This window comes from Mycobacterium sp. Aquia_213, assembly GCF_026625985.1.
Classification (GTDB): Bacteria; Actinomycetota; Actinomycetes; order Mycobacteriales; family Mycobacteriaceae; genus Mycobacterium.
In genome coordinates this window covers 2205779-2226295 of record NZ_CP113116.1, presented here as the reverse complement: position 1 = coordinate 2226295, position 20517 = coordinate 2205779, and the positions used below count along the sequence as shown (strand labels likewise).

Below are 20517 nucleotides of genomic sequence, written 5' to 3'. Positions count from 1 at the left end.
CGCACCGGCCCCACTCGGCTTCACATTAAGCGCGCACACTGTGACCTCTAGCACCCCGTCCCGCTAGGTGACACGATGCATTTCATGAGAAAGCACCTCGCCGCACCGTCGATGCTGCTGGCCATCGGTTTCGGGTTCGCGAACGCCTGCGGCGTCGCCCACGCCGTACCCCAGATGCCCCAGGTCCGTTACGAGGTCAACGGGCCCGCGGTCGCGCAGTTCATCTACTACCAGACCGACACCGGGCAGCTGCACCAGGTGAATGCGCCGCTGCCGTGGTCGACCGAGTTCACCTCGTTCGGCGGGCAGGTGTTCACGATCAGCGCCCAGGGGCCGGGTCCCATCTCCTGCAAAATTTTGATGGACGGCAACGTGGTCAGCGCCGCGACGGCGACGACAGGCGCTCCCGCGAGAACCGTCTGTACGCACTGATCCGGGTTTAGGCTCGCCAGTGTCACCTCTTCAATGGCGAAGGAGGGCTACGTGAGCCTTGAGACCCGTATCTCGACGCGACCGAATGGGACGCCGCCGCCCGAACTCCCGCTTACCGATGTCCATCTCGATTCGCTCGACTTCTGGGTGCACAACGACGACATCCGCGACGCGGCGTTCGCCACCTTGCGCCGGGAAGCGCCGATCTCGTTCTGGCCCGCGATTCAGATGGAGGGGTTTGAATCGGGCACCGGGTATTGGGCGCTGACCAAGCTCGACGACGTGCACTTCGCCAGCCGCCATCCCGACATCTTCAGCTCCGCCGGCGGCATCACGATCAACGACCAGACACCGGAATTGGCCGAGTATTTCGGCTCGATGATCGTGCTCGACGACCCGCGACACCAGCGGCTGCGCTCGATCGTCAGTAGGGCCTTTACCCCGAAAGTGGTTGCCCGCATTGAGACTTCGGTGCGAGAGCGGGCCCATCGGCTGGTCACCTCGTTGGCCGCCAACCATCCCGACGGCGAGGCGGACCTGGTCACCGAGCTCGCCGGGCCGCTGCCGCTGCAGGTGATCTGCGACATGATGGGCATTCCCGAGGAGGACCATCAGCGAGTCTTCCACTGGACCAACGTGATTCTCGGGTTCGGCGACCCCGATTTGACGCTGGATTTCGAAGAGTTCATGCAGGTTTCGATGGACATCGGCGCCTACGCCACCGCGCTCGCCGAGGACCGCCGGTCCAACCATCACGACGATCTGACCACCGCCCTGGTCGAAGCCGAGGTCGACGGCGATCGCCTTTCCTCCCAGGAGATCGCGTCGTTCTTCATCCTGCTGGTGGTGGCCGGCAACGAAACCACGCGCAATGCGATCAGCCACGGCGTGCTCGCGTTGTCCCGCTTCGGAGAGCAACGGGAAAAGTGGTGGTCCAACTTCGACGAGCTGACCCCCACGGCGGTCGAGGAGATCGTGCGGTGGGCCTCCCCGGTGATCTACATGCGCCGCACCCTGACCCGCGACTTCGAGTTGAGCGGCGTCAAGATGGCGGCCGGCGACAAGGTTTCGCTGTACTACAACTCGGCCAACCGCGACGAGTCACGGTTCGACAATCCGTGGTCGTTCGACGTCGCGCGAAACCCCAATCCGCACTTGGGTTTCGGCGGCGGCGGCGCGCATTTCTGTTTGGGGGCCAACCTGGCCCGTCGCGAGATCCGGGTCGTCTTCGACGAATTGCGCCGCGAAATCCCGGACCTGACCGTGACCGGCAAACCGGCACGATTGCTGTCGCAATTCATCCACGGCATCAAAGCCCTGCCGGTGGCCTGGACTCCCCCGGCCTGACGCATGACTGCTTGATAGCCAATGCGCTATCAAATTCTCGAAGCCACGGCGCCGGTTTATTCTCACCAAATGACAGCCCCCGCGTTTCCCGCTCCGGAGGTGCTGGCCGCGCGCCAGAAACTCGTGCTCGACCACTTTCACGACGAGGTCCGCCAGGACTGGGACGACGTGCTGGCGACGTTCCCGCACCCGCACTACGAGCTGATCCCGCAGATGGTCATCCACGACGGAAACGACGCGGTGCGTGGCTACTACAACTACACGCGCACCGCATTTCCCGATCAGGACCACGAGATCATCGCGCTGCGGCACAGCGCCGACGCGGTGATCGTCGAGTTCTGGTTGATGGGCACGCATCGGGGGTCCTCGGCAAGGTTCCGCCCACCGGCAGCCGCTTTCGGGTGCGCATGAACGCGTACTTCGTTTTCGACGAGGCCGAAACCCTTGTCTGCGAACGCATTTACTTCGACACGCTGACGATGATCAAACAGCTCCTCGGCGGGCTGGACATGAAGAAGCCGTCGAACTGGCTGCTGGCCGCGCGCGCGGTGCGCGGGCTGTTGTCGATGGCCTCGGAGAAGCCGGACCCGGCGCTGACCGACACCGTGCCGCCGGCCTTCACCGAAGCGAGCTAATTGCGTTGGCGTGCAGCCGATTGCCGGCCGTCGCCGCGCACCCCAGGCGCTTTAAGACGGCCACCAGACGCCGAGCTGATCGGCAAGGTCGAGGAAGTCCGACGCGTTGATGTCGAACTCGTCCGAATACTCCACATCGGGATCGCCGTCGGCCCCGAACTCCAGCGGACGCGCGACGAACGCGGTGCGAAAACCGAGCTCCGCCGCCGCGCGGATGTCGTATTTGTGGCTAGCCACCATCATGATCTCGGCGGGATCCAGACCCAGGTAGGTCGCGGCCATCCGATAGATCGCCGGGTCCGGCTTGAAAACCCCGGCCATCTCCGCGGCGAAGATCGCATCCCAGGGCAATCGCGCCCGCTTGGAGATGTTGATGACCGCGGACACGTCGGCGTTCGACAGCGTGGCCAAGGTGAACTCGCTCTTCAGCCAAGAGAGTCCGGGCGCCACATCCGGCCAGGGCTCGAGTCGTTGCCAGGCCAGCGTCAGCTCCTCGCGTTCGGCATCCGTGAAGTCGCCGATGCCGCACTCTTCGAGCAAGGTCTCCAACGCGGCGCGGTACACCGAGTGCACCGAAACCCATCCGCTCTGGCGACTGCGCGCGGCCTCCAGCGCGTCGAAGTAGCCCGCCCGCCAGCGCCGGACCAGATCGGGCCAATCGGCATCCGGGTGACGTCCCGCGCTGATCCGTTGGGCCTCGTCGCAGACCGTCGAAAAGAAATCCGTCGCGGTGCCTTGCACGTCGAACAACAACGCCTTAACCACAACCTTCATGATGCCGTCAGGTTCCGAACTGCGGCATGGCGGTGCCACGTCGTGAGTTAAAATCACAGGTATCTAAATTCTTTTTCTATATGTCTTGTGAGGTGCCAGTGCCCGACAACACGATCGCGCCCACCGACAAACATCACGCCGCCAGCACCGAAGAGTGCGAACCCGACTATCGGTTCACGATGGCCAACGAGCGGACCTTCCTATCCTGGCAGCGGACCGCGCTGGGACTGCTTGCGGCGGCGGTCGCCCTGGTACAGCTCGTCCCCGAGATGACGGTTCCCGGCGCCCGGCGGCTGCTCGGTATCGGTCTCGTGGTGTTGGCGATCCTCACCAGCGGGATGGGGCTGCTGCGCTGGCAACAGGCCGATCACGCCATGCGCCGCGGCGACCCGTTGCCCCGGCACCCCTCACCGGCCTACCTCGCGGTAGGCCTCTGCGTGGTCGGGCTCGTCGCACTCGGGTTGGTCGTTCTCAAGGCGGTCTCGGGTTGACCCACGCCGCGGCCCGCAATCCGTCGGCCAACACCTTGACGGCCGAACGCACCACGCTCGCCTGGAGCCGGACATCGTTCGCGTTCCTGGCCAACGGCGTGCTGCTGGCCATCAAGGAAATTCACGGCGCACGCGGGTGGCTACCGCTGATCCCGGCGGGCGTGGCACTGCTCGCGGCGTTGGGTACCTACGTGATCGCGTTCCGGCGGCAGTCAATACTGCAGCAGCGCCCACTCCCGACGCACATCAGTCCTCGTCGCCCCGTCTACATCATCGGGGTGGCCACCTTGTTGCTCATCGCGATGGCGACCGCCGCACAGCTGATGTAATCGAGCCTTCGCGTTCACTATCGCCAACCCTGCTGTTTACCAAACCTTTTCGCTGCAACGCTGCGGATGCGACGCGCTGAATAGCTCCTTACAATCGGCGTGCCGCTTGGATCCAGTGGGACATCTCGGGAGGCTTGAAATGACGACAACAGGTTTGCCCGAGACGCCGCGCGGCGTCCGCATCCGCAGGAACGCAAACCTGGTCGCGGGCTTTGGTTCGGCCATCCCGGTGGGGGTGGGCGCGCTGGGCGTTGGCCTGCTGACCGGCAGCCGTCGCCGCGGGCTGAACTTCTTCAGGTCCATCTGGCCCAAGCTCTTGCTCGATACCAACGGCATCCGCTTCACCGTCAGCGGCACCGAGAACCTGACGGCGCAGCGCCCGGCCGTGTTTCTCTACAACCACCGCAACGGAGTCGACCCGTTCATCGCCGCCGCATTGCTGCGTGAAGACTGGATCAAGATTGCCAAGAAGGAACTCGCGAGCGACCCGATCATCGGCACGCTACTCAGGTTCAACGACGGAGTGTTCCTCGACCGAGACGACCCCGCCGCGGCGGTGGAAAGCCTGCGTGAAGTGGAAGAACGCGCGAAGGACGGCCTGTCGATCCTGATCGCCCCGGAGGGCACCTCGCGAGACGGCGACGGGGTCGGGCCGTTCAAGAAAGGCGCGTTCCGGATCGCGATGGCCGTGGGCATACCGATCGTGCCGATTGTGATCCGCAACGCGGAGGTCATCGCCTCCCGCGACGCGTCGCTCAAGATCACTCCGGGCACAGTCGATGTCGCCGTGCTGCCGCCGATCCCGGTCGACGACTGGACACTGGACACGTTGCCGGATCGCATTGCCGAGGTGCGTCAGCGCTATCTGGACACGCTGGCCGATTGGCCGACGGACATTCCCAAAGAGGCTGTCCCAGGCTAAGTTTCAGCGGCCGTTCAGAAAGGCGACGATCCCCTGCGTGACGGCGGCGGCGTACTTCGCCCGGCCGTCCGCGCTTTCCATCCGCGCCGCCTCGTCCGCGTTATTCATATTGCCGAGTTCGACGAGCACCGCCGGGTACTGGGCCAGGTTCAGGCCGGCGAGATCGGCACGTCCGTAGAGGCCGTCCGAGCCGACGTAGGTGGACGGGTGAAAACCCGCCTGGACCAGGGCATCGCGCATCGTGCGCGCCAACTGCACGGCCGGGCCGGCCTGGACGTCGTTGAGCGGCGGGCTGGAGTAGTTGACGTGAAATCCGCTCCCGGACGGCGGACCACCGTCGGCGTGAACGCTCACGATCGCGTCGGGGTGTATCGCGTTGGCCTGGGCCGCGCGTGCGTCGACACACGGACCAACGGAGCTGTCGTTGTCGCGAGACAGCGCAGTATTCACGCCCAGTTGCCGCAGCGATTCATTGATGAGCCCGACGACGGCCCAATTGAACGCGTGCTCCGGGTAGCCGTCGTTGGTCGCGGCGCCCGAAGTTTGGCACGGCTTGGTGCCGCCCCGGCCATTCGGAACTTGCTGATTTATCGAGGCGTCATTCACGGCGTTGTGGCCCGCGTCGAGGAAGACGGATGCACCCGCAAGGCCGGCGGATGCGCGCGGGACATCAAGCGTTGTCACTCCGAGAAGCACCGGCGTCACACCGGCAAGTTTCAAGACTTCGCGTCTAGAAACAGCTTTCAGCCGGCCTAACCCGCGTGGCACAGGCGGATCGCTCACCGCGCGATGGTAACAATCTGCCTGCTATCCTCGAGATCAAGCCGATTGATTTGTAAAGGCACGACATCGGGACAGGCCAGCAGTCCTTCGGTATTCGACCGGGGATATCAGGCCATATAAGACCACTACCAAAGTTCTGCGTGTCGCTTTTGTGGTCTTAGGCAACGGTGGTGAACTGGTTTTGGAACTCAAAGTTTTGGGATGGGCACCGATGGGCACTTATTTCGGCATGATCGCCGCTCACATCAATCGATTCGTCAAACCCACGGCAATAGCAGCCGTGGGCCTTGGCACTAGTTTCCTTGTCTCCCCTACTCCGTCGGCGTCGGCCGAGCCGTGCCCCGACGTTCAGGTGGTGTACGCGCGTGGCACCGGCGAGCCGCCAGGGATCGGCCCGACCGGGCAAGCGTTCGTCGACAATCTGCGCGGGCGCGAGGGTGGCAAGTCGGTCGACGTCTATGCGGTCAACTACCCCGCCAGCGATGAGTGGTCCACCGGCATGGATGGCATTCGGGATGCGGGCGCGCACGTCGTGTCGATGGCGGGCAGCTGCCCCAAGACCAAGATGGTGCTCAGCGGCTTCTCGCAGGGCGCAGCCGTGATGGGCTTCGTCACCTCGGCGACAGTGCCCGACGGGTACGACCCCGCGACCGTGCCCAAGCCACTGGCCCCCGAGATCGCCGACCACGTCGCCGCGGTGGTGCTCTTCGGAACACCCAACACCCGGGCCATGAACTTCCTCGGCCAACCGCAGGTCGTCATCGGACCGACCTATCAGGCCAAGACGATCAAGGTCTGCGCCACCGACGACCCGGTGTGTTCGGACGGCATAGACTTCGCCGCGCACAACACCTACGCGGACGACGCCGCCTGGATCGACAAGGGCGCATCCTTCGCCGCCAGCCGACTCGACGCCGCCCCTGCCGCCCCCGGCGCACCGGCACCGGTGACGCACGCGCCCACCGGCGGCTTCGGCAACTAGAACCCCTCAACGGGCCACGGCGAAGTCCCCCTTCGCCGTGGCCCGGCTTATTCCGGTGTCTTGCGGTGTAGCAGAACAATTTTCCGCCCCGGGCCTCAAGCTGCCCGCCGTCCAGCGAGGCCATACTAAAAAGTATGTTATGGTGACCCGCATGTCCGCGGTCGCCAGCGGCTCGCTGCACGGAATCACCGACGATTTCGTCGCGCGGTTGGCCGAGCGCGCCGAGGAAGCCGAACAACTGCGCCGGCTGCCGCCGGCGACGGTCAGCGAGTTCAGGCAGACGGACCTGTTCCGGCTGCTGCTCCCGGCCCGATTCGGCGGCATCCAAGCGTCGTTTCCCGAACTGCTGGAACCGATTCGGCAGATGGCGCACGGCTGCACATCCAGCGCGTGGACGCTGGGGTTCTATGCGCTGCACAACTGGATGCTGTCGCTGTTCGACCCGCAACTGCAGGAAGAAGTGTTCGCCTCGGGCCCGGTGCTGGCGCCGGCGCCGCTGGCCCCGACCGGCCGCGGCACCCGGGCCGATGGCGGCGTCCGATTGACCGGCAGGTGGTCCTGGGCGACGGGCGCGATGGACGCCGACTGGGTGATCGTCGGCGCGCTGATCGAACGAGACGACGGCATCGTTGCGGCGCTCGTGGTGCTACCCGCCGATCAGGTCGAGGTCGACGACGTGTGGCACACCGCGGGCATGCGCGGAACCGGCTCGCACGATCTGATCGCCACCGACGTCTTCGTCCCCGAACACCGCATCGCCAGCGTGGCCGACATCTATGGCGGCACCGCGCCGGGAGCACATGCGCACCCAGTGTCCACCTACCGGTGGCCGCTGGTGCCCGCTCTCGCGCTGACGGCGTCGATGCCGGTGCTCGGCGCCGCCGAACGGGTGACCGAGCTCTTCGCGGAGCGGCTCGGCGGCCGCGTGCTGGCGTATAGCGGTGTGGCGCAAAAGGATCAGCCCGCCGCGCAGATCAGGCTCGGCGATGCGACCGTGCGGCTGCGGGCGCTGCGTGCGCTGATCACCGAGACCGCGCAGGGGATCGACGACCTCGTGGTCGGCGGTCAACGCGTTCGTCGATCGGTTCGGGCCGACGCCCGGCTCGCCGCCGCGTACACGGTGCACAAGTGCCGGGCGATCATCGCCGATCTGCTGGAGGCCGCGGGCGCCAGCGCCCACTTCTTGTCGAGCCCGTTGCAGCGCGCCAAGCGCGACGTGGACATTGCGGCGGGCCATGTCGTGTTCGACTACGACGTGAGCCGGGAGTTGGCCGGCGCGTTGGCGATTGGCGCCAAGATCTCACCGATCGCGATGGTGTGACTGTTTGGGCTCGGCCAGCATCAGGTCCAGGAAGCGCTCGTGTTTCGCCAACTTTTGCGCTTGGCCGGCCGACGCGGTCAGGTGTAGCAGTCCGATGCCCGCGGCGAAGGTCAGCTCCGCGCGCAGCCTGGCATCCTCGCGGCTGAAACCGCAGTCGCTATACGCCTTTGCGACGGAGCGAAGCAGGCGTCGATCCGCGTCGCGGATGTTGGCGGCCGCGGCCGCGTCGGTGCGAGCCCACTCCCGCATCGCGCGTTCGAGCATCCAGTGTTGCGGCCTGACCAAGGCAATCATCATGGCGGACAGCCGTTCCCGGGGCGGAAGCGTGTCGATCTCGGCCAGGGATTGTCGATCCTGCTCCCGGAACGCATTCCACGATTCGACGAGTGCGGCGCGGTAGCCGTCCATGTCCTCGAAGTGCCAGTAGAAGCTACCGCGGGTGGCCCCGACCTGTTGGCAGAGCCGTTCGATCTTGAGGGCGCGTGCCCCCTCCTCGGCGAGCAAGGTGTAGCCGGCCTGCAGCCAATCGTCGGCTGACAGGCGCGTCGAGGGCTTACGCGCGGCCACGTCGTGCAACGTTACGGGCATTCGGCGCCAAGTCGTTAGACTTGTGCGAAATTAGCCGCGCGTGTCAATTGGCAGCGTCGGCAGCCGTGCGGTTTCGTCGAGGTCGACGTCAAGCGCGTTGAGCATCAGCGCCAAGCCGGCGTAGCGGGCGATGACCATCAGTATCTCCACGGTGGCCTCCGGCCCCAGCGCCTCGAGCACCTCGGCGAAGACTGGGGCCGCGACGTTGCTGGTGGAGACAAGCTCGGTTGTCAGCCACAAAACCGCGAGCTCGGTGGCGTCGAACCCGCTTGTCTGCCAATCGGACTCGGTGGTGACGGCATTGATCTCGGACACGCTGACACCGGCGGTTTGCGCGATGTCGCGGTGCTGGCCGAGCTCGTAGGCACTGTCCATCAGGAAGGCGGTGCGCAGGGTCACCAGTTCGCGCAGCCGCCTGGTCAGTACCGGACTGGTCAGGGCGCCGCGGCCGGCCAGCATCCAGCCGGTGTAGACGTTCTCGGCGTTCGCCAGCGTGCGGTAGACGTTGAGATTGCCGCGCTCCGTGGTCAATTCGCGGGCACGCTCGGTCATGTCTTCGGGCCGGCGGTACGGGATGCGAGTCATGTTTTGAACCGCGCCGTGGCGTCGATCTCCAGATCGGCCGCGTTGAGCACCAGCGCCAGCCCGTAATAGCAGCTGACGATCATCAGCAATTCGGTGAGCGCCGCGTCTCCGAAGACGGCCCGCGCGGCGGCGAAGGAGTCGTCGCTGAGGTGGTGGGTGGTGCACAACTCGGTGACGACATCGAGGGCCGCGCGTTCGTCTGCGCTGAAGCCCGTGCCGTCGAGATCGCCGGTCGCCAGGGCATCGAGCTGTTGTTCGGTGAGCCCGGCGGCGCGGCCCAGCCGCACATGCTGGGCAAGCTCATAGGCCGAGCCCTGCAGATGCGCCACTCGCAGCACGATCACTTCCCGCATCCGCGCGCTGAAGGTCGGGCTGGCGAAGAGCTCGTCGACCATCTGAGTCCATCCGGGAAAAACGTTGGGCGCGTTGGCAAGGAGCCGAAAGACATTGAGGTTGCCGCGACGGTCGGCCCACTCACGAATGGGTTCGGGTTGCCGATCGAGGTCGGCGAGCGCGATGCGTGTCATGGTCGCAATCCTTTCACTCGGCCGCGAGTGTGAACGTCCAGTCCAAGGTGACGAAGGGTTCGTCGACGTTTGTTCCGTCCGGCGCGATGCCGGGTTCGTGGTGCACGAAGTCGGCCTTCAGCGAGTCCTGCGCGGAGAACACCGCGTCGCAGTCGATGTAGGGGTCGTCTTTGAGAAAGAGTTGCGTGATCAGTGAGTGGTAGCCGTCGGCGTGAAACCAGAAGTGGACGTGTTGGGGCCGCATGATGGGTCGGTTTGCGGCGCGCATGATCTCCCCGCACGGGCCGTCGGTGGGCACCGGGTAGTAGCGCGGCGTGATCGAGCGGAACCAGAATCGGCCGTCCTCGTCGGTGGTCAGCAGCGCGCGCATGGCGAACTCGCCGTGCAGCTGCTCGGTCAGCTGAACGTCGTAGTACCCGGTGCCGTCGCTGTGCCAGGTATCGACGTGCGCGCCTTTGATGGGTTCGCCGTTTTCGTTGACGAGGCGGCCGGTGACGAACATCGGTGTGCCCGCAACGCCATTGGAGATGTCGGCGCCGTTGGGGGCGGTCGGTCGGCCCTCGACGTAGAACGGGCCCAGCAGTGCCGAGTCGGTGGCCGATCCGCCGGGGTTCTCGTTCATCGTGTCCAACAGCATCGACAGGCCGAGGATGTCGGAGGCCAGCACCACCTCTTGACGGGTTGGGCTCGAGATTTTGCCGAGCCGTTCGATGAAGTCCATTGCGGTGAACCATTCGTCGCCGGTCAGCCGGACCTCGCGGGCGAAGTCGTGGAGGTGCTGCACCAGGCTGACCATCAGTTGACGGAACCGCTCGTCGGTGGACGTATCGAACGTCTTTTGCACGGCCTCGGTAATCGTGTCTTCGGTTAGGTTTAATGACATGGGTGTGCCTTTCAGGGGTTGATTATCACGCGGCCGGCGACGTGGCCGGCGACCGCTTCATAGGCGGCTGTGCTCTCATTAAGGGTGTAACGAGCGGAGATCGGTAGTGGTTTGAACTCGCCAGATTCGAAGTAGGGCAACATCTTTTGCAGCAGGCGCGCGGAGTCGACGACGCTGAGTTTGCCGCTGTCGACGCCCAGGATTCGGGTTTCGTTGCGGTACAGGTCTTTTAGATTGATATCGACCGTGTCGGTACCGATGGCGCTGATGACGACCAGCCGGCCGCGGTGCGCGAGCGATGCAAGCGCGGCCTTTGTGGTCACGCCGCCGACCGCGTCGTACACGACCTCGACACCGTTGCCTTTGGTGAGTCGTTTGATTTCGGCGGCGACGTCGGCGTCGGGATCGAAGACGACGAACTCGTCGAGGACATGCGCGGCGGGCGTTGCCGGGTCGGGCTTGCGTCGGTCCACCCCGATCACCGTGGCGCCGAGCGCGTGCGCGATCTGCGCGACGGCACCGCCCACTCCCCCGGAGACGCCGAAGATCGCAATCGTTTCGCCCGCGTCTAGCTGCGCGATCTCGACCGCGCCGTACCAGCCGACGACGAAGTTGACCCCGACGGTCGAGGCTTCGTCAAAGGTGAGCTTTTCGGGCTTACGGGCCAGCGCTTCGACCGGCACCTTGATCAGCTCCGCGTGGGAGCCGTCGCGGGTGAATCCGACGTCGCCGCCGGTGCCCCATACCTCGGCACCTTCCCATTCGGCCGGCCCGCTAACGACCACCCCGGCGAAGTCGCGTCCGGGGGTGCGCGGCAGCACGGTCCAGTCCATCTGGCCGGCAACGTTTTTCACGTCGGAGGGGTTGATCGAGGCGGCCTCCACGCGGATCACCGCTTCGCGCGCCGTCGCCGTCGGGTCGGGCAGATCGGCGATGTGCAGGACGGTGGCGTCACCGAACGTGTTGAAGCGCAAGGCTCGCATGGCTGTTCCTCCAGTGAGGTGATGGTCACTTTAGCTGTCGAGTTGACTGCCGTACCGGGCTCGCCCGCTACGGGTCCGGCCCGGGATGGGTCCTTTGCCCTGACCGCTGCGCGGCTCACGATTTGCGGGGCGTCGGGTGGGGGCATTCGCGTCGTCGCGAGACGCGGGGCGTCGGTGTGGGTCCCAATGTGGATGGGTTGGGGCCGTCTGCTCAATGGCAACGCGGTCGCTTTCGATGACGCCGGCCTTGGCCGACGCCGGTGCCAAACAAAACAGTGTGCAAACCAGCGACAAGACGACCAGCCTGGCCAGGTTCGTCCGAGTCATCATGTCCTCCCATCAACTGACTCAAGACAACACCCGATCACTCATCGAGTCTAACGCTGAAAATTGATCGAAAGGATCGCTGTTCGCGATAGATTATTGGGATGGAGTTGCGGCAGTTGGAGTACTTCGTCGCGGTGGCCGCGGAGCTGAACTTCTCCCGGGCGGCCCAGCGGATCCACGTCGTACAGTCCGCGCTGTCCGCGTCGGTGGCCAGGCTGGAAAAGGAACTCGGTGTCGAGCTGTTCGACCGGTCCAAGCGCCAGATTGTCCTCACTCCGCCCGGCGAGGTCTTCTTGCAGCACGCCCGCGACGTGATCCACACCGCGCAGCGCGCGCAGGCGTCGGTGGCGGATTACCGCGATCAGCTGACCGGCACCGTCACGCTGGGCACGCTGATGTCGTGGGGCGGGCTGAACCTGGCGGCCGTGCTCGAAGAGTTCCGTCGTCTGCATCCACTGGTGACGGTTCAGTTGCGCCAAAGCCTCACCGGCTCAGCCGGCCATCTCGACGCGATAGCCGACGGCAAGATGGACCTCGCCCTGGTGTCGCTCTCCTCGTCGCCGTCACGGCTGGTCGCGGTGCGGGAACTGATGCACGAGCCGATGGTGTTCGTCTGCGAATCCAGCCATGCGCTGGCCCGTCGCCGCCACGTACGGCTCGGCGACCTCGCCGGGCAGGACTTCATCAACTTCCCGCGCGGGTGGGGAATCCGCCAACGTCTCGATGCGGGTTTCGCCGCGGCCGACGTGCACCCGACGAGCGCCTACGAAGTCGCCGACTACGCGATCGCCGCCGAGCTGGTGCGGCATCGGCTGGCGGCGACCGTGCTGCCGATCAGTGCGGCCGAGCGGTTCCCCGACCTACGCGTCATTCCGCTGAGCCCGCCGCTGACCTGGACGCTGTATCTGGCTTCCGCGGAGTCTCAAACCGGCGGCGCCGTGCGCGCACTCGTCGACACCATCACCCGCTACGTCGAGGTATGAACTTCACTGTGCCGCAATAGATCTGCGCCGCGAGTCCCGCTGTCGAAGTCGGCCCGAGTTGGCTCACGTTAGTGCGCACGTCGGCGCGGATCGCGGTGCGGTGTTGCCGAGGTCGTCGGGGTGGCGGGCCGGCGGTGCGGGTCAGGTCGTCGGCGTGGCGGGCCGGCTGCGCGTATCGCGAACGAATTTCTTGATCCCCCACCCGTTTGGGCTTTGATCCGGTGCTGGTCATGACCGCCGGCGGTGGGCTACCTAGTTGGTTGGTGGTGGTGGTTGTGGCTGGAAGGGTTCATACCACCACCAGTCGGCGCGCTCGCCGGTGGGCCCGGGACACGGTGGGACATCGGGCGGGGCAAGGTTGGGTGGACGCGCGAGCGATCCCGCGCGCAGCGGTCCACCGGAGCTGTCGGTGATGGTGAGGTCGTCTGCGGTTCCGGTGATGGTGATCACGCCGCGGTGGTGCAACCGGTGGTGATACGGGCACACCAGCACCAGGTTGGCCAACTCGGTCAGTCCGCCGTCTTCCCAGTGCCGGATGTGGTGTGCGTGCAGTCCGCGGGTGGCACCACAGCCGGCAACCGCGCACGTTCGGTGGCGGTGCTCGAGGGCGCGGCGAAGCCGCCGGTTGATCACCCGCGTCGCGCGCCCGGCGCCGATGACCTCGCCGTCACGTTCGAACCAGACTTCACAAGTGGCATCACAGCTCAGGTATCGGCGTTCGGCGTCGGTGAGCAGCGGACCCAGATGCAGCGCGGCGGCGCGCTGGGCAACATCGACGTGCACCACCACGGTGGTGTGCTGCCCGTGGGGTCGGCGGGCCGCCTCGGCGTCCCACCCCGTCTCCACCAGGCGCATAAACGCCTCGACAGTGCCCGGCAACGGCGGCACCTGATCGCAGGCGCCGTCGCCAGTGTCGTGATCGTGCTTCCACTCGGCGATCAGCGCCTCCCGATGCGCGGCCAACGCCGCGTCGAACGTCGCCGCGTCCAGGTGCGGAAGCCGGATCCGCCACCACGTGAACTCCTCGTCGGAGGTCTTGGTGATCGAGGCCTGCGGGCCTGGCCGGGCAGAATCGGGTTCGGGTCGCGGTTCCAGCTTGACCGCGGTACGCAACTGGCCGACCGTCGCCACCGCGGCCAGCGCCGCATAATGCTCATCAGATCCCCCGCCCGCCCGCGCCGCGATCACCCCGACCTGATCGAGTGACAGCCGACCCTCCCGCAGGCCCGCCGCGCAGCGGGGAAACTCCGCTAGCCGGCGCGCCACCGTGGCGATCGTGTGGGCGTTCGCCGATGATGAGCCGGTCTTCCAGCCCATCAACGCCGCCACCGACCGCGCGCCGGTGACCCCGCACAGCTCGTCGCGATCTATCTCAGCGGCGATCTCCACAATGCGCCCATCAATCGCATTACGCTGACCGGTCAACTCCGCCAACTCGTCAAACAACACCTCAACTCGCTCGGCAGGACTCACCACCGCTAGTGACGGTGCGGTCGAAGACATGACCCCATCATCGCAGCCGGGTACGACAAGACTCGGCCGCCCAAACCGCGCCGGAAGCGACCGTCATCAACTACCAACAGGTGCTCAGCCAAGTCAGGTCATGCCGCTCAGCCCGCCGCTGACGTGGACGCTGTATCTGGCCTCCGCGGAGTCCCAAACCGGCGCCCTCAAGGCGCTCGTCGACACGATCGCGCGATACGTCGACAACTAAATTCATTGCGCTGCACGAGATCTGCGCCGGGAACCGTCGTCGAAGTCGGCGCCGAGTGCCGCGTAGGCGCCCGAGTACTTCTGCGTCAGCCGTTGACGGTCGGACTCACTCAGCGTGGCCAGGCGATCGGGATCGGTGTTGTCGGCCAGATCCGCGAGCTTCACTTCCCGGGCGGTCGGGTGCTCGCTGATGCGCTGGTAGTAACTGGCGGACGGCTGGTCGTCGCGGCGGGTGAGCAGCTCGATCGCGTCGATCGCCGCCTGCGGGATCCCGCGGTCGCTCAGTTCCGCCGCGTTGATGCCGGTGTCCTCAATGACGTCGTGCAGCAGCGCCGCCACCACGGCCTCGGTGTTAGTGGGGTCCACGTAGGACGCCACCCGGCGGACGTGTCCCACGTAGGGCATGCCGGCCTTGTCGACCTGGCCGGCATGCGCCTCGGCCGCAATTGCGTCCGCCGTCGCAATGAGGTCCATGTGCGTGCCGTCCTTAGTTCGCTTAGTCAGTCATCTTCGGGATGGAGGCCGTCGATGTCGACGCCTTCCGACTTCAGGATGTCGACGACATCAATCGCACCGTCGTCGGAATCACCGTCGGTGACATCGACATCGATGGGCTCGACGCTGCCGCCCTTGTCGTACAAGAATCGCTCGCGGTAGACCCAGTAGGCCGCATCGGCGATCTCGGCAACCGTCTTCCAGTTCAAGGCTGCGCCAATCCCGACTCCGACGACGGGAATAAGTTGAAAAGCCCTCTTCTCCATCAGCTTACGGCTGAACTTCACGGCAAACCTCTGAGCCACCTTGTCGAACGTCTGCTGATCGAGCTCTTGCCAAGTCGCATCTCGAGCCAGGCTCTCCGCCAAGGTCGCAAGCTGTTGGTAGGCAGCGGCTTTCGCCGATGCCGTGGTTGCCAACGCTAACCCGATGACTTGCATCATGAAGATCTCTTCGGCGGGATCGCGCGGGTCGTAGCCGTAATAGAGAGCGTCCCGAGCGACAACACCGGTGCAAGCGGTCAAAAGCGCTGCGGCGTCGACTCCCATCGCCGCGACGACGGTGCTTAGTCCTGGCGCGGCCGCAACTCCGCCGGTTGCCACCGAACCAGCAGTTGCCACTACCTCGCCGCCGTTGATGGCGAGACCGGCTGCCGCACCTTCCGCTGCTGCCGATAGCGAGTAGGCGTGATGCAGCAGAGCGAATGAAGCCACATCGTCGATCGCCCTCAGGTCGAGCTTCCTGATGTCTTCGAGATGCTCGACCGAATGACCTTTCCGCGCGTAGCCATCGATGACGTGAGTGTCAGACGTCGTCAGTTGAGCCGTTCTGGCCATGAACTTGCCCGCACCCGCCGCCGTTGCGTCCAACAGCGCCGCGCCCTGGTCTTTCGCCTGGCGAAGGCCTGGCAGCTTCACAAGCTTGCCGAACAGCCCTGAACCCATCCCGCCTACGGTGACGGGAAATAGTCGACGCGACTTACGACTGAGGATGCGCTCCTTGTGCGCGGCGACCTTCTTGAGCTGTGCTTGCTCGTACTCAGATAGCGCCACCGGATGCTCCCCACGTGATTGGGCTCGGGTACATCAGAGCACACAATGCGGGATCGAGCGGGCGAGCAATGCGGCTCTCACCACCTGGTACTCATCGGCGCATTAAGTTCGCTGAGATGGACTAGCTGATCTCACGTTGTCAATGGGTCATCCCGCCCGGTGAAGTCTTCCTGCACCATGCCTGCGAGGTCATCTGTCGGCGGCCGACTACCAACAACGGCCGATCGGCACCGTAACGCTGGGCGCCCTGATCTCCTGGGGAGGTTTGAATCCGACGGCCGCGCTCGAAAAGTTCCGTCGCCCGCACCCGCTGGTGATCGCGCAGGTGCGCCAAAGCCCCACTGGGTCGGCCGACCATCTTGACGCGATATCCGACGGCAATATAGATCAGGCTCTTGTCTTGCTCGCCTCATCGCCCACGGAGCGCAGTGCGCAGCGATCTCGAAGACCTGTGACTTTTATGGCCGCACCTCAGCAAGCGACCAGACCCTTCCGTACGCGGCCTCAGCCAATGTGCGGGTGCGTTCGTGAATCTGGTCTTCGGTCCACCTGCTGGCAGACAACACATAGGGGTCGACATACAGTCCGTCGTCAGCCGCCGCCTGCAGCAGGGCCTGTTTGTCTTTGAAGGACTTCGTCCCGAGTTTCTCATTCAACTCTTTGGGGACCAGGATGAGATTGCCCAGTCTTGCTACGTCAAGTACAGAGACAGCTGTCGGTCCTACCCTCCGAGTCTGTGGCGCGATGTGCTCGATAGTCATCTGGCTGAAGTCAATGGGCGCTGCGACGAAGTGAGCGTGCAAGCGGCTTAGCGTGTAGGCGACGAGTCTGCTCTGCTGAGTAAAAACCCTGGAGTATTTGACCTGCGCAAACGCCGCTGCGAATTGGTCGAGTGTCGGTAGCCGCTGCCCCGCAGAAATCTTCTTATGAAGATCGCGAATGATCTCTACCTTGGCTTGACCAGACGAAGCTGCGAAAAGTTGCCGTGCGTGGGTCGCATACATCTTCGATATGCCGCCTGAAGATGGTTGACTTGCTACCGCCGTGGACAGGAAGTGAAATCGCTCGATTGCCGTCGCAGCGGCGTTCGCATGCTTTAACTTCAAATTGCCGCCGTCGTAATCACGCCAGACCGCGAGCAGCCAAGGAAGCGGTTGCCGGACTCTAAATGTCTGCAGTGCAGAAAATGCCGCTTTGCAGGGTCTTTCTTCCCGCTGCCATGTGTCTCGGAAATCGGGTTCATTGATCTCGCGATACAGCCTTGCATCGAGCACTAGGCCGTCGAGGTAACTCATTGCCTCGGTGCGACGTATTGACTTTCGGACTGTCTTGCCGAGATCGGCCTGTGCCAAGTAATCGCGGCGCGACAACCAACTGTGCAGCAGGAATCTATCTATAGGCAAGTCGGCCCGTGATGCGGAGAAACCCGCACGTATCTGCGTCCATTTTTCACGTGCCGCATCATTCGCAGGATTCTCTGCGCGTAGATGTGAAAAAAGGTGACTCTTGACAAGGTCAGCGGTCGCGAGGTCCCGACCACGACTATTCAGCGTCTGGAAGATTACTGTCGCGTCGTCCTCGTTGTCGACCTCGACGGTAATCAGACGCAGGCCGAGTATCGTTTGCCGCAGCTTGAGAAGGTGCTCCTGTGCCTTCGCCGGATCCTGGCTCATCACACGGCGTACACGCGTGCGCAATAAATCTGCCGCAAGCCTAAGAAGCTTCTCGGCATCGGAGACGAGCGCGTCACCCTGCCGGGGGAACGACTGCATATAGCGTAGGTAGGGACTGCTTTCATCGGTCTGCAAGACAAAATGACTCTTGTTATCGAGCACGCTTCGACGTTCGATGAGATTGTGGAGGCCCGCGCCCTCGTCGGTCAATCCCACCCGCTCTAATTCATCGCGGAGGATGCATAGCAGCAACGTGATAGTTGTTAGCCGCTGTTGGCCATCGACGATTCCTTGTAGACCATGCGTTGATTGAAAGAGGACCATCGAGCCGATGAAGTAATCGTTATTGGCGCCATGTATGTCATCCCAGAAGTCGTCAACCTCTTCCTTGGTCCATTCATACGGTCGTTGAAACCGTGGAACTTTGAGGAAGTGACCTTGGAGGACTTCACCGATTGTCCGATCATCGCTTTTGACCTTCATCAGACAATGTATGGCTTGACTGCCGCGACAACTCGCTTGGCCAACAGTGGAGGCACCGAGTTGCCGAGCTGAGCCTGCACGCTCGCGCGGTTTCCAACTAACTCGAACTCGTCGGGGAAGGTGAACAACCGCTTGACCTCGGCCACGCGGAGTCGCCGGTTCTCCCAATGGAACGGTCCTACGTTCGGACCGGGGTGCGCCTGGATCGTGGGGGAAGGCTTGCTCGGGTCCAGCTTGAGCAGGAACGACCAGTAGCGGCTCCTCCAGGTGAAAACCGGATCGGGGTGGCCCCGCTCTGCTGTGTAGTGCAGGTAGTTTTCACCCGGGGGAATTCCAGGAACTAGCTTCCCATACTGGCCTCCCAGCCTTTCCTCGCGCTCTGGATCGCTTGTGAGGCCTTCCAGCGCCTGCCCGGCGGTGACATAGGGTCGGTCCGCGTTGCCGGAATCCCGCCGCTCCCACCGCCCGCCGTGAGTCGGAACAGGATGCACGGGAGTGGGCTTGCCCTTGGGAGCGCCGATGATGAAGAGCCGCGGCCGTGCCTGCGGGACGCCGAAGTCGGCGGCGTTGAGCACCTTGATATTGCATTCGTAGCCTGCGTTGTCTATCTCCTGCAGCAATCGGGTGAGCGCGGGTCGGCTGGCCTGATTGTTGTACGTCAGTGCGTACACGTTCTCCAGCACGAACGCTCGAGGACGAGCCTCGCTCAGCACGCGCGTATACGCCTGCAGCAAAGATGCGTCGGGGTCGAGGCCCAATCGCTTCCACTCCAACCAGAAACCGCTCTTAGAGAACGGAGTGCACGGAGGCCCACCGAGCAGTAGGTCCGGGCGCTGCCCCTTCCGTAGGCCTGCTGCCTTGAGGAGGTCGCTGGTTGGCGTTTCGAGGATGTCCTTCTGGATGACGGGGGACGCGAGGGTGTCGAAGTTCTTCTCCATCGTCAGAGCGGCATCCCCATCACGCTCGACGGCGGCGCGCACCTGGAATCCGGCGTCTTCGGCTCCGAGGTCCAGTCCGCCTGCGCCCGAGAATAGGGAGATCGCTACACCGTTCGTGCCTACCATGCCCTCAGCTTCCCACGACCCACCCACAGGAACCTGTATTGCCAATCATGTCTCTTCGTCGGCTAACTTCTGAAACATTTGCTCCACCACCCGGGCTGTCTTGAATCTGTATGCCCGCCAGAACGTGTAGAACTCCTCAGGCGTCGCGAAGGCACCGTTGCCGTCGCGGATCGCGTCGATGTTCTTGACGGCGCCGATGTATTCACGAGTGGTCGAGGACCGTTGCTTGCTGGCGATCTTCCACGGCTGCTGCACGATCAGCTCTAGGTCCTTCACACGCTCCGAGGTGTCCACGTCGAGGGTGTAGATCGCGATCACGTCGAGGTGCGACTGATACTCCGCGAATGGCCGGAACGTGCCTGCAAACTTCCGAGTCGGATGCCGGAAGTAAGTGTTGCCGGTGTACAGCGTGATCGCACTCTGCGTCGCGTTGCGGGGCTGCCCCCTCTTATTTGCACTCGTGCTCATCGCACGTCTCGCGGCCTTGATGTCGATAGCGTGGAATCCACCACCGAAGGCTTCGCCGCTGATCTCCAAGTCCGGGTAACCGCGCTCGGTACCCTGCACCACGTCGGCGCCCGCAACTATCGCGATGCGGGAAATCAGGAACGCAACGATGCTGACTTCAAGTACGTTCGCCAACGCAGCAGACTCCTTTGGTAACGGAAGGAGATGCCCGCCCGCATCGAGTTGGCCTCTCAGATCGGCAGCATCGTTCGCGACCAACGGATAGGCGTGGTGTCCATCCACCTGGTAGACACCGCCGACGTCGAAGGCGTACTCAGCACACTGCTCACGAAGCCAGGTCTCGAGGCTCAAGCTCTCCGTCATGCTGGCACCGTAGCCAGCTTGATCGCGACAATGACGTAAATCGGACTGAGCGGCGCGCCATGAGGGTAAGCCCCAGGAACGACAGCTATCTCAGGTGCAGGATCACCGGCGACAGTCATGCGCCCCCTCACCAAGACGTCACACTCAAACGGACGCCTGCGTACCTGCACTGCTTCGCACAATGTTGCCTGCTGGCGCGGCAAATCCGGCGTTGCGCGTACGCGCGCGGTAGGGTCCGGTGCGACTACGACCGTCCTCGGTCGCCGGTAAAACGCGAAGATTGGGGGCCGTGGAAGCTACCGCGTGTCGCGTAG

General features: G+C 64.2%; 20 protein-coding genes and 2 pseudogenes. 9 read left to right on the top strand and 13 right to left on the bottom strand.

Translation table 11 applies throughout. The features are described 5' to 3' along the window. Positions 1-84: 84 nt before the first annotated feature. The 3 genes and pseudogenes from LMQ14_RS10405 to LMQ14_RS10395 all read left to right on the top strand — a co-directional run bounded on the left by LMQ14_RS10405 (position 85) and on the right by LMQ14_RS10395 (position 2414). Complete coding sequence (locus LMQ14_RS10405; RefSeq protein WP_267734658.1) at positions 85-432, top strand: MmpS family transport accessory protein; 348 nt, start codon at positions 85-87, stop codon at positions 430-432. A 51-nt stretch (positions 433-483) separates the two neighbouring features. Continuing rightward, on the top strand, positions 484-1779 hold the full coding sequence (locus LMQ14_RS10400) for a cytochrome P450 (protein ID WP_267734657.1): 1296 nt from the start codon (positions 484-486) through the stop codon (positions 1777-1779). 69 nt (positions 1780-1848) lie between these two features. Then, positions 1849-2414, top strand: a pseudogene (locus LMQ14_RS10395) (ester cyclase). A gap of 51 nt (positions 2415-2465) precedes the next feature. On the opposite strand, the gene LMQ14_RS10390 reads toward LMQ14_RS10395, so the two are convergent. Next, a complete protein-coding gene (locus LMQ14_RS10390) occupies positions 2466-3188 on the bottom strand; it encodes a haloacid dehalogenase type II (RefSeq protein ID WP_267734656.1) in 723 nt (240 codons plus the stop codon). A 179-nt stretch (positions 3189-3367) separates the two neighbouring features. Between LMQ14_RS10390 and LMQ14_RS10385 the strand changes: the two genes are divergently transcribed. The 3 genes and pseudogenes from LMQ14_RS10385 to LMQ14_RS10375 form a co-directional block, all read left to right on the top strand. After that, positions 3368-3679 (top strand): YidH family protein, encoded by a 312-nt coding sequence (locus LMQ14_RS10385; RefSeq protein WP_267735440.1) that lies wholly within the window; start codon positions 3368-3370, stop codon positions 3677-3679. Continuing rightward, positions 3676-4008 carry a DUF202 domain-containing protein gene (locus LMQ14_RS10380; RefSeq protein ID WP_267734655.1) on the top strand — a complete coding sequence of 111 codons (333 nt, stop codon included), beginning with the start codon at positions 3676-3678 and terminating at the stop codon, positions 4006-4008. The genes LMQ14_RS10385 and LMQ14_RS10380 overlap by 4 nt, the downstream gene beginning before the upstream one ends. Before the next feature lie 172 nt (positions 4009-4180). Then, positions 4181-4903: pseudogene (locus LMQ14_RS10375) on the top strand (lysophospholipid acyltransferase family protein); the annotation flags it as partial. Between the two features lie 30 nt (positions 4904-4933). Here the strand turns inward: LMQ14_RS10375 and LMQ14_RS10370 are convergent. Beyond that, positions 4934-5677 (bottom strand): Rv3717 family N-acetylmuramoyl-L-alanine amidase, encoded by a 744-nt coding sequence (locus tag LMQ14_RS10370; RefSeq protein ID WP_267735439.1) that lies wholly within the window; start codon positions 5675-5677, stop codon positions 4934-4936. Between the two features lie 247 nt (positions 5678-5924). Between LMQ14_RS10370 and LMQ14_RS10365 the strand changes: the two genes are divergently transcribed. Both LMQ14_RS10365 and LMQ14_RS10360 read left to right on the top strand, forming a co-directional pair. Beyond that, entirely contained in the window at positions 5925-6695 is a 771-nt protein-coding gene (locus LMQ14_RS10365) for a cutinase family protein (protein WP_267734654.1), read from the top strand. Positions 6696-6846: 151 nt separating this feature from the next. Next, on the top strand, positions 6847-8016 hold the full coding sequence (locus tag LMQ14_RS10360; protein WP_267734653.1) for an acyl-CoA dehydrogenase: 1170 nt from the start codon (positions 6847-6849) through the stop codon (positions 8014-8016). Here the strand turns inward: LMQ14_RS10360 and LMQ14_RS10355 are convergent. From LMQ14_RS10355 to LMQ14_RS10335, 5 genes are read right to left on the bottom strand one after another with little or no spacing between them, the layout of a single operon-like run. Further along, the gene (locus LMQ14_RS10355) at positions 7996-8604 is read right to left on the bottom strand and encodes a TetR/AcrR family transcriptional regulator (protein ID WP_267734652.1); all 609 of its coding nucleotides are present in this window, start codon (positions 8602-8604) and stop codon (positions 7996-7998) included. The two genes, LMQ14_RS10360 and LMQ14_RS10355, sit on opposite strands and share 21 nt — an antisense overlap. A 30-nt stretch (positions 8605-8634) precedes the next feature. Further along, positions 8635-9189: a carboxymuconolactone decarboxylase family protein gene (locus tag LMQ14_RS10350; RefSeq protein WP_267734651.1), complete on the bottom strand. Its 555-nt coding sequence runs from the start codon at positions 9187-9189 to the stop codon at positions 8635-8637. Continuing rightward, complete coding sequence (locus LMQ14_RS10345) at positions 9186-9716, bottom strand: carboxymuconolactone decarboxylase family protein (protein ID WP_267734650.1); 531 nt, start codon at positions 9714-9716, stop codon at positions 9186-9188. The genes LMQ14_RS10350 and LMQ14_RS10345 overlap by 4 nt, the downstream gene beginning before the upstream one ends. Positions 9717-9729: 13 nt before the next feature. Then, positions 9730-10599, bottom strand: coding sequence for a dioxygenase (locus tag LMQ14_RS10340; RefSeq protein ID WP_267734649.1), 870 nt, complete (start codon positions 10597-10599; stop codon positions 9730-9732). Between the two features lie 11 nt (positions 10600-10610). Then, positions 10611-11582: a quinone oxidoreductase family protein gene (locus tag LMQ14_RS10335; RefSeq protein ID WP_267734648.1), complete on the bottom strand. Its 972-nt coding sequence runs from the start codon at positions 11580-11582 to the stop codon at positions 10611-10613. Positions 11583-12010: 428 nt separating this feature from the next. On the opposite strand from LMQ14_RS10335, the gene LMQ14_RS10330 reads away from it, so the two are divergent. Continuing rightward, positions 12011-12892 (top strand): LysR family transcriptional regulator, encoded by an 882-nt coding sequence (locus LMQ14_RS10330; protein WP_267734647.1) that lies wholly within the window; start codon positions 12011-12013, stop codon positions 12890-12892. Between the two features lie 252 nt (positions 12893-13144). On the opposite strand, the gene LMQ14_RS10325 is transcribed toward LMQ14_RS10330, so the two are convergent. The 6 genes from LMQ14_RS10325 to LMQ14_RS10300 all read right to left on the bottom strand — a co-directional run bounded on the left by LMQ14_RS10325 (position 13145) and on the right by LMQ14_RS10300 (position 20203). Beyond that, positions 13145-14395: an HNH endonuclease signature motif containing protein gene (locus LMQ14_RS10325; protein WP_267734646.1), complete on the bottom strand. Its 1251-nt coding sequence runs from the start codon at positions 14393-14395 to the stop codon at positions 13145-13147. 213 nt (positions 14396-14608) lie between these two features. Then, positions 14609-15079: an HD domain-containing protein gene (locus LMQ14_RS10320; protein WP_267734645.1), complete on the bottom strand. Its 471-nt coding sequence runs from the start codon at positions 15077-15079 to the stop codon at positions 14609-14611. Between the two features lie 26 nt (positions 15080-15105). Further along, positions 15106-16152: an EcsC family protein gene (locus LMQ14_RS10315; RefSeq protein ID WP_267734644.1), complete on the bottom strand. Its 1047-nt coding sequence runs from the start codon at positions 16150-16152 to the stop codon at positions 15106-15108. Positions 16153-16610: 458 nt separating this feature from the next. After that, on the bottom strand, positions 16611-18308 hold the full coding sequence (locus LMQ14_RS10310) for a DUF262 domain-containing protein (protein ID WP_267734643.1): 1698 nt from the start codon (positions 18306-18308) through the stop codon (positions 16611-16613). Next, complete coding sequence (locus LMQ14_RS10305; protein ID WP_267734642.1) at positions 18308-19372, bottom strand: DNA cytosine methyltransferase; 1065 nt, start codon at positions 19370-19372, stop codon at positions 18308-18310. Before LMQ14_RS10305 ends, LMQ14_RS10310 begins: the two co-directional genes overlap by 1 nt. Before the next feature lie 45 nt (positions 19373-19417). Further along, positions 19418-20203 carry a type II restriction endonuclease gene (locus LMQ14_RS10300; RefSeq protein WP_267734641.1) on the bottom strand — a complete coding sequence of 262 codons (786 nt, stop codon included), beginning with the start codon at positions 20201-20203 and terminating at the stop codon, positions 19418-19420. Between the last annotated feature and the right edge of the window lie 314 nt (positions 20204-20517).